Genomic DNA, 7339 nt, shown 5'->3' on the forward strand with positions numbered 1-7339 from the left:
GAGCAAGGGTGGGGTGGGGTGGCGGGCGACGGGGGTCAGGCGCGTTCGAAGAGGACCTTGCGGGCCACCGGGTCGGCGGTGGTCAGGCGGACCCGGATGCGCTCGCCGAGGGGGAGCTCGCCGGTGCAGCGGGCGCGTACCGCTGGGGAGTCCAGGGCCACCGTGCCGCCGGGCAGCCGCCCCGGCTTCGACTGCCCGCCGGGCGGGGTGTCCACGTCGAGCACGGCGGCCTCGAAGACCTCCCCCACCCGGTGTTGCAGCAGCACCGCCTCGGCCAGCTCGATGGCGCCCCGGGTCGCCGCGCCGGCCGTCCGGTCGGTCGCCGCCATCACCTCGGGCAGCTTCGGCAGCGCCGCGCGGGCCCAGTCGGGCACCGGCCGCTGCTCGTACAGGGCCAGGCAGACCTCCGTCGCGTACCGGTCGGCCAGCCGGCGCAGCGGGGCCGTGACATGGGCGTACGCCGCCGCGACCCCGCCGTGCTCCGGTTGCTCGGGCAGCTCGCCGTCGAACGCGGTGTACGCGGCGCCGCGCATCAGCTCCGCCGCCTGGTCGACGAAGGCGGCGGCCCGGGGCTGCGAGGCGTCCAACCCGGCGAGCACCTCGCCCACGCTTGCGCCGTCGGGCCACCGCACGCCCAGCGGGGCGGCGGCGGCGCGCAGCCGGGCCACCGCCTCGGGCTTCGGCGGCGGCATCGTACGCAGCAGCCCGATCCGGCCGGCGAGCATGATGTCGGCGGCGGCCATCCCGGTCAGCAGCGAGATCTGCGCGTTGTGGTCCTCCATCGGCACCGGGCCGCGCAGCACCAGCCGCCAGCCGTCGCCGTCGGGCTCGACGTCCTGCTCCGGCAGGGGCAGGTTCACTGCGCCCCGGCGCAGGCCCCGGGCAGTGAGCAGGGCGCCGATCTCCGGCAGCAGGGCGATCGGTTCGGGCAGCCGTCCGGCGTCGGCGCCGGCCTGCACCCCCACGTAGTCGAGCTTGGCCCGGCTGCGGACCCGGGCACGCTCCAGCCCGACGCCGGTCGTCGCGCCGTCGGCGTCGAGGTCGATGGTCCAGACCACCGCCGCCCGGTCGACGTCGGGCAGCAGGCTGGCCGCCCCCTCGCTGAGGGTGTGCGGGTGCAGCGGCACGTTGCCGTCGGGCAGGTAGACGGTCTGCCCGCGTCGCCAGGTCTCCTCCTCCAGCGCGCCGCCGGGGCGTACGTGGGCGGCGACGTCGGCGATGGCGTACCGCACGCGGTAGCCGCCACCGGGCCGTCGGGCGAGATGCATCGCCTGGTCGAGGTCGCGCGAGGTCGCGGGGTCGACCGTGACGAACGGGACGTCGGTACGGTCGGCCGCGGCGGACGGCGGGGTGCCGGCGGCCTCGTCCGCCTCGCGCTGCGCCGCGTCCGGGAAGCCCTCGGGCAGTCCCAGCTCGCGGCGCAGCGCGCCGAAGTCGATACGGGGCGCCACTACGCGTCGGATGACCACGGGTCAATCCTGGCAGTCCGGCGCGTGATCCGCTCTCCGGCGACGCGGCGGCGCGCGCCGTACGGTCAGCCGGTGGCCTTGCGGGCGCGGGACCGGGCGCCGGCGGGCGGGGTGGCCCGGCCGGCTGCCGGACGCGCCGGCACCTTGCGGGCGGTGGTCTTCTTGACGGCGGTGGTCTTCTTCGCCGGCGCCTTCGCCGCCGTCGCCTTGCGGGTGGTGGTCGAGGAGATGGCGGTGGTCTTCCTCGCCGGCGCCTTCTTGGCAGTGGTCTTCGAGGCCGGCGCGGTCCTGGCGGTGGTCTTCTTCGCCGGTGCCTTCTTCGCCGCCGTGGTCTTCTTGGCCGCGCCGCCGGTGGTCTTCTTCGCCGCGCCGGTGGTCTTCTTGACCGCGCCGGTGGCCTTCTTGCCCGTCGAGGTGACCTTGCGGGCGGCGGTCGAGGCCTTCGCGGCCGTGGTCTTCTTCGCCGCGGGCGCGGTCTTCTTCGCGGCAGCCGTGGTCTTCTTCGCGGCGGCCGTGGTCTTCGCGGCGGCCTTCTTGGCGGGGGCCTTCGCCGCCGTCGCCTTCGCGCCTGCCTTCTTGGCCGTGGCCTTGGAGGCGGCGGGGGCCTTTTTCGCCGTGGTCTTCGTCGCGGGGGCCTTCTTCGCGGTGGTCTTCGAGGCCGGGGCCTTCTTCGCGGCGGCCTTCTTCGCGGCGGTCCCGGTGGTGGCCGGGGACCGTCCCGCCCCGGCACCCGCCGCGCTCGCCGCCGCCTTGCCGGCCGGCGCCTTCCGGGCCGCTGCGGTGGTGGTGGTGATGGACCGGCGTGCCGCGGTGCTGCGGGTGGCGCCCGCGGTGCGCGCCGTGGCGGCGGACTTCCTGGCGGCCGGGCGGGTGGTGGCCTGTTGTGCTTCGGCCATCTCGGTTCCCTCCTTGGGGACATGCGCTCGCGTGCCCCCGGTGCGGAGGCACGGAGTTCCTCGACACGGGCCGTCCCGCGCCGTTTAGCTGCCCTCCCCGGCCCAGCGGGCGTCCTCGGCCTCCCACGCTTCGTTGCGCTCCCGCACCGTCTGCAGGGCGTTCTCCGCGTCGGCGGACGAGGGGTACGGTCCGAGAACGTGCTTCGCAGGGCACACGTCGGCATCGGTCTCGACCCGGTGGTGTCGGGTGCACCAGTAGTAGCGCCCACCACTTCCGCTGTCGTTCATGAGATCACTGTGCACCGGGAGCAGCCCGGCCGCCACCGGATCGCGCAAATAGTCGCGACGACCTCCACAGTAGACGTGCTGGTAGGGGCCACGGGGCCGAATCCGGGAAGCGGTAGCGGGGCCGACGGGGCAGCCGGAAGGGCGGTCGGTGGCGGAGAATCCCCCGGTGCGTTTCGGGGGCAGAACATCGGCACGGGTACGCCGCAGCCTGCTCGCCGTGGCCGTGGTCACGGTGCTGGCCGTGACGGCGGTGGCGATCGCGGCACCGCTGCTGCGGGACCGGTCGCAGCAGCGACTGGAGCGGCGGGCCGACCGCGAGGTGACCGCCATCGCGCAGCGGACGCGGGGCGAGCTGCTGGCCGACCCGGCGGCCGGGGAGGCGGCCCTGCGCAGCGCCGCGGACCGGGTGGACGGCGTGCAGGTGCTGACCGTGGAGGGCGGCGGGCAGCGCCGGGAGACCGGCGTGCGCCTGGTCTTCCGGGTACGCGTGGCGAAGACCGCCGCCAGCGTCTTCGGCTGGCAGCAGGCCACCGTCGAGCGGTGCTTCGCGCAACGGGTACGCCCCGGCGCCGGCCCGGCGGCGCTGGAGCGGGTGCCCTGCCCGGCCTGACCGGTCCGGCGGGACGGCGGGGCCTGGCCGGGCGCGGCGGCATCGTCGGCCCGCAGCGGCGCGGTGGCGGCGGCGGTTAGGGTCGCCGGATGGGCGTACCGGACTACATCCGGCGGATGCGCGAGCACGTCGGCCACGACCTGCTGTGGCTGCCGAGCGTCAGCGCGGTGGTCCGCAACGACGACGGCGAGCTGCTGCTGGCATGCCGCTCCGACGACGGCCGCTGGTCGGTGGTCAGCGGCGTCGTCGAGCCGGGCGAGCAGCCGGCCACCGCCGTGGTGCGCGAGGTCGAGGAGGAGACCGGCCTGCGCGTCGAGCCGGTACGCCTCAGCAGCGTCGTCTCGCACCCGCACACCTATCCCAACGGTGACCGCTGCGAGTACCTCAACCTCGGCTTCCACTGCCGACTGGTCTCCGGCACCGCCCGCGTCAACGACGACGAGTCGATCGCGGTGCAGTGGTTCCCGCCGGACCGGCTGCCCGAACTGGACGCGCACGCCCGGCTGGTGATCGCGCGGGCGCTCGCCGAGGACCCGGCCGTCTGGTACCTGCCCGCCGGCGCGACCTGGGACGAGTTCTCCGCCGCACGCTGACCCGGCAGACGGGGCGGTCCGTGCGGGGTCAGGCCGTGGCCCGCGCCGCCGCCTGCGCCGCGGGTTCCCCCCGGGCCGTCCGGATCGCCCAGGTGAGCGCGTACGGGGTGCACGCCAGGTAGAAGTTGGGCTCGGCCAGCACGAGGTCGGTGATGAGAAACCGTTCCCAGTCGGTCGGCCGGGGGAAGCCGAACGACCAGTCCGTCCAGCAGGTGAGCAGCCAGAGCGGAGCGGAGATCCGGTCGACGCCCTCCGGCGGCGACTCGGTGACCGGCTGTCCCGGGTCGATCGGCGGGATGCCGTCGACCACGGTGGCCACCACCGCGACGTCGGCGGCGGCGAAGGCCACGAGCACGCCGACCGTCCAGGCGAGCCGGAGCCGTCCCCGCCGGGCCAGGGCCGCCGCGGCCCAGAGCGCCAGGGTCAGCCCCGCCAGCCAGATCAGCAGGCTGGGCAGGACGCGGGCGAGTTCCCGCTCGTCGTGGAGCAGGGCGAGCTCGGCCGGCACGACGGTGATCGCGACGGCGAGCGCGACGCCGACCGCGGTGGCCGCCGGCCCCACCCGTACGCCGTTCCGGGCCGCCCGGGCCACCCTCAGGGCGAGCAGCACTCCGAGCCCGGCGCAGAGCGCCGAGAAGAGCGGCAGTTGCAGCCGTTGCGCCCACCCGAACCGCAGCTCCAGCGCCCCGCGCACGGCGGCCGTGGCGAACAGGGCGACCGCCACGATCGCCACGCAGGCGGGCGGGGCGAGCAGCAACGCGGCGGCCGTCCGCCGTACCTGCCGTCGCCACACGGTCCGGTCGACCAGCGGAGCGGCGGCGCGGCTGGTCGCCAGGCTGGCGGCGAAGCGCAGCATCCGGACCCGCTGCCCGGCCTCGGCGAGGACGTGCAGCTCGGCGGTCCACTCCCGGTGCAGGTCGTCGCGGAGCGCCACGGGCCAGCGCCGGGCGGCCGCGCGGAGCAGCGCCTCCGCCACCCGCCGGGTCACCATGCCGGTGCCCCGGCCGGGCCGCCCAGGGCGGGACCGGTCTTCGGGGCGAGGGCGCGCAACTCGGCGAGTGCCTGCCGGGCGGCGGTCACCCCCTCGGCGGTGAGCCGGTAGTAGCGCCGGGCCGGCCGTCCGGCGGCGGCCGGGTCGACCTCCTCCCAGTCGGCGGCGAGCCAGCCGGCGTCCTGGAGGCGGTGCAGCACCGGGTAGAGGGTGCCGCTGGGCAGGCCGGTGGCCTTCATCAGGTCGAGGCCGTAACGCGCTGCGTCGGGCTCGGGGAGCAGCGCCGCCAGCACCTTGGCCACCGGAATGGTCATCCGCATGCGGGCACTATATCTGTTCTCTACATAGGGTGCTGTCCCCCGTTTCCGGCGGTCGCCGCCCTTGCTGCGTCGGCGGCCTCGGCGGGTCAGGAGTCCGCCCCGGAGACTGCCGCCCGCAGCCGCTCCAGTTCCGGCGCGGTGCCGATCGCCGACCTGTGCTCCGGATGCTCGACGTAGTGGCGGACGGTGGCGGCGAGGAAGGCCCGGTCCACGTGCAGCGGCCCGACCGCCAGCTGTCGCGGCACCGGACGGCCCGCCGGCGACGTCGGCTGTTCGGAGAGGACGAGCGCCGCGAAGACCTTCCCGGCCGGCGCGGGCGGCCCGCCGGGGAGCAGCCGGTCCCACCGGACGGTCCTGCCCTTTCCCACGCCCCGCAGCGTCATCCCGGATTCGTCGAGGATCAGGCGGGGCCGGTCGTCCCAGAGCACCAGCATCACGGCCACCAGGACGGCCACCACCGCGAGCACGCTCCACACCAGGGCGTCGCCCGACTCGAAGAACCGGACCCGGTCCTCCCCCGGCACCCGCTCGGTGATCAGCACACCGCCCGCCAGCCAGCCGCGCCGATCGCCCACGGACCGCTCCAGGCCGGCGCGGCCGGCGCCGTGAAACGCCGATTGACGGGGTCGAGCCGGTAGGTTGCCGGACGACGGCGGGCCGCGCGGGTGAAGAGCAGGTAGCCCGCCACCGGAACCAGCATGCTGCCGGCGGTGCCCGCCGCCCAGGCGAGCAGGGCCGCGGCATCGGAGTCGATCCGCCAGGTGAGCGGCTTCAGCCAGAACTCGATGCCGACCCGCAGCAGGATCGCGGCCAGGGCGAAGGGCAGGGCGATCAGGCGTGCCGTACGGGGGGTCACCGGCGGGAGTCTAGGCAGGCCGGTCAAGGATGGCGGCCCCCGTCAGGCGTCGGTGCGCAGGCGCGCGTGCAGGTGCATGTCGTGCCAGCCGTCGGCGTGCCAACCCTCGCCGCGCTTCGTACCCTCGGCGGGAAAGCCGGCCCGCCCCGCCACCCGGCAGGACGCCTCGTTGGCCGTGGAATGGCACAGCTCGACCCGGTGCAACCGGAGGGTGTCGAAGCACCAGGCGGTCACCGCGGCGAGCGCCCGCGGGGCGACCCGACGGCCCCGCGCGGCCGGCAGCACCCAGTACGACACCTCGGCCAGGCCCTCGGCGAGGACGAGCCGGCGCAGGCTGACCTGCCCGACGACCACCCCGGCGTCGCAGACCGCCCACCCAGCGCCGGTCTCCGCCCGCCACCGGCCCGGCCAGGCGGCGATCCAGTCGGTGGCCTCGTCGTCGGTCATCGACCGGCAGTGCCAGCGCCGGATCGCGGCGTCGGCGTACGCGGCCACCACCACCGGGCGGTCCGCCGGCAGCCAGGGACGCAGGTGTACGCCGTCGGCGGGCAGCTCCGGCTGCGTCAGCGCGGCCATCGATCCGGGCGGTACGGCGGGAGCGACGAGCATCGGCACGCATGGACTGTAGGCGGGGCGGGCCCGCCTCAGGGGGCGGGCGCCCGCCAGCCGCCGTTCGCTCCGGAAAAGGAGCAGGTCAGCTACCACGTGAGGGCAGCTGACCTGGTGGGCGACGGACGAGTCGACCTGTACGCCGGATTCTGTGCGCGGCGCGTACCCCTCGCGGGGTACGTGCCGGCGGCGGCCATCCATCTCGGCCTGCCGTCGCCGACAGGCTCGTGCGGCCTACCCGCAGACATCGGGCGGGCAACCCTCAAGCGTCTGCGCCGGGTCGTCATCTTGCGATGACGGCCCTTTCTTGGCCTTGCTCCGGGTGGGGTTTACCGAGCCACCCCGGTCACCCGGGGTGCTGGTGGGCTCTTACCCCACCGTTTCACCCTTACCGACCCGATGGGCCGGCGGTCTGTTTTCTGTGGCACTGTCCCGCGGGTCACCCCGGGTTGCCGTTAACAACCACCCTGCCCTGTGGAGTCCGGACGTTCCTCGGCGGCGGGCCGGAGCCCGCCGACGCGACCGCCCGGTCGACTCGTCCGTCGCGCCCTCATCCTAACGACGCGGCACCCTGGCCCATTTCCGACCCGGGACGCCGCCCGAGCGCGCCTGCTCTCCGGTTTGCGGCGAGTCGGGGTGTCCGGCCGCCGGGATGCCCCGACCCGCCGCAAACCGGGGGCGCACCGCTGGGAGGCGCCCCCGGGGGC

The 7339-nt window shown here is 75.7% G+C and carries 10 protein-coding genes and 1 other RNA gene; 2 read left to right on the forward strand and 9 right to left on the reverse strand.

Going from position 1 to position 7339, the window contains the following annotated elements:
• Nucleotides 1-35: 35 nt before the first annotated feature.
• The 3 genes from ACSNN7_RS28145 to ACSNN7_RS28155 form a co-directional block, all read right to left on the reverse strand.
• Nucleotides 36-1469, reverse strand: a complete 1434-nt coding sequence (locus tag ACSNN7_RS28145; protein ID WP_436684081.1) for an RNB domain-containing ribonuclease — start codon at nucleotides 1467-1469, stop codon at nucleotides 36-38.
• A gap of 65 nt (nucleotides 1470-1534) precedes the next feature.
• On the reverse strand, nucleotides 1535-2365 hold the full coding sequence (locus ACSNN7_RS28150) for a histone (RefSeq protein ID WP_436684082.1): 831 nt from the start codon (nucleotides 2363-2365) through the stop codon (nucleotides 1535-1537).
• Nucleotides 2366-2449: 84 nt separating this feature from the next.
• Entirely contained in the window at nucleotides 2450-2653 is a 204-nt protein-coding gene (locus ACSNN7_RS28155; protein WP_334450091.1) for a hypothetical protein, read from the reverse strand.
• Between the two features lie 166 nt (nucleotides 2654-2819).
• Here ACSNN7_RS28155 and ACSNN7_RS28160 point away from each other — a divergent pair, with 166 nt between their 5' ends.
• Both ACSNN7_RS28160 and ACSNN7_RS28165 read left to right on the forward strand, forming a co-directional pair.
• The gene (locus tag ACSNN7_RS28160) at nucleotides 2820-3263 is read left to right on the forward strand and encodes a hypothetical protein (RefSeq protein ID WP_436684083.1); all 444 of its coding nucleotides are present in this window, start codon (nucleotides 2820-2822) and stop codon (nucleotides 3261-3263) included.
• Nucleotides 3264-3352: 89 nt separating this feature from the next.
• Entirely contained in the window at nucleotides 3353-3856 is a 504-nt protein-coding gene (locus ACSNN7_RS28165; RefSeq protein ID WP_436684084.1) for an NUDIX hydrolase, read from the forward strand.
• Nucleotides 3857-3884: 28 nt separating this feature from the next.
• On the opposite strand, the gene ACSNN7_RS28170 is transcribed toward ACSNN7_RS28165, so the two are convergent.
• From ACSNN7_RS28170 to rnpB, 6 genes are all read right to left on the reverse strand, one after another.
• Entirely contained in the window at nucleotides 3885-4847 is a 963-nt protein-coding gene (locus ACSNN7_RS28170; protein WP_436684085.1) for a hypothetical protein, read from the reverse strand.
• Nucleotides 4841-5167: a PadR family transcriptional regulator gene (locus tag ACSNN7_RS28175; protein WP_436684086.1), complete on the reverse strand. Its 327-nt coding sequence runs from the start codon at nucleotides 5165-5167 to the stop codon at nucleotides 4841-4843. Before ACSNN7_RS28175 ends, ACSNN7_RS28170 begins: the two co-directional genes overlap by 7 nt.
• Nucleotides 5168-5253: 86 nt before the next feature.
• On the reverse strand, nucleotides 5254-5742 hold the full coding sequence (locus ACSNN7_RS28180) for a hypothetical protein (RefSeq protein ID WP_436684087.1): 489 nt from the start codon (nucleotides 5740-5742) through the stop codon (nucleotides 5254-5256).
• A complete protein-coding gene (locus tag ACSNN7_RS28185) occupies nucleotides 5703-6023 on the reverse strand; it encodes a hypothetical protein (protein ID WP_436684088.1) in 321 nt (106 codons plus the stop codon). The genes ACSNN7_RS28180 and ACSNN7_RS28185 overlap by 40 nt, the downstream gene beginning before the upstream one ends.
• A 42-nt stretch (nucleotides 6024-6065) precedes the next feature.
• Nucleotides 6066-6638: a GNAT family N-acetyltransferase gene (locus ACSNN7_RS28190; protein WP_436684089.1), complete on the reverse strand. Its 573-nt coding sequence runs from the start codon at nucleotides 6636-6638 to the stop codon at nucleotides 6066-6068.
• A 116-nt stretch (nucleotides 6639-6754) separates the two neighbouring features.
• Nucleotides 6755-7170: RNase P RNA component class A (gene rnpB / locus ACSNN7_RS28195), an RNA gene on the reverse strand.
• Nucleotides 7171-7339 lie beyond the last annotated feature (169 nt).

Source organism: Micromonospora sp. URMC 105, from assembly GCF_051386295.1.
Taxonomy (GTDB): Bacteria; Actinomycetota; Actinomycetes; order Mycobacteriales; family Micromonosporaceae; genus Micromonospora.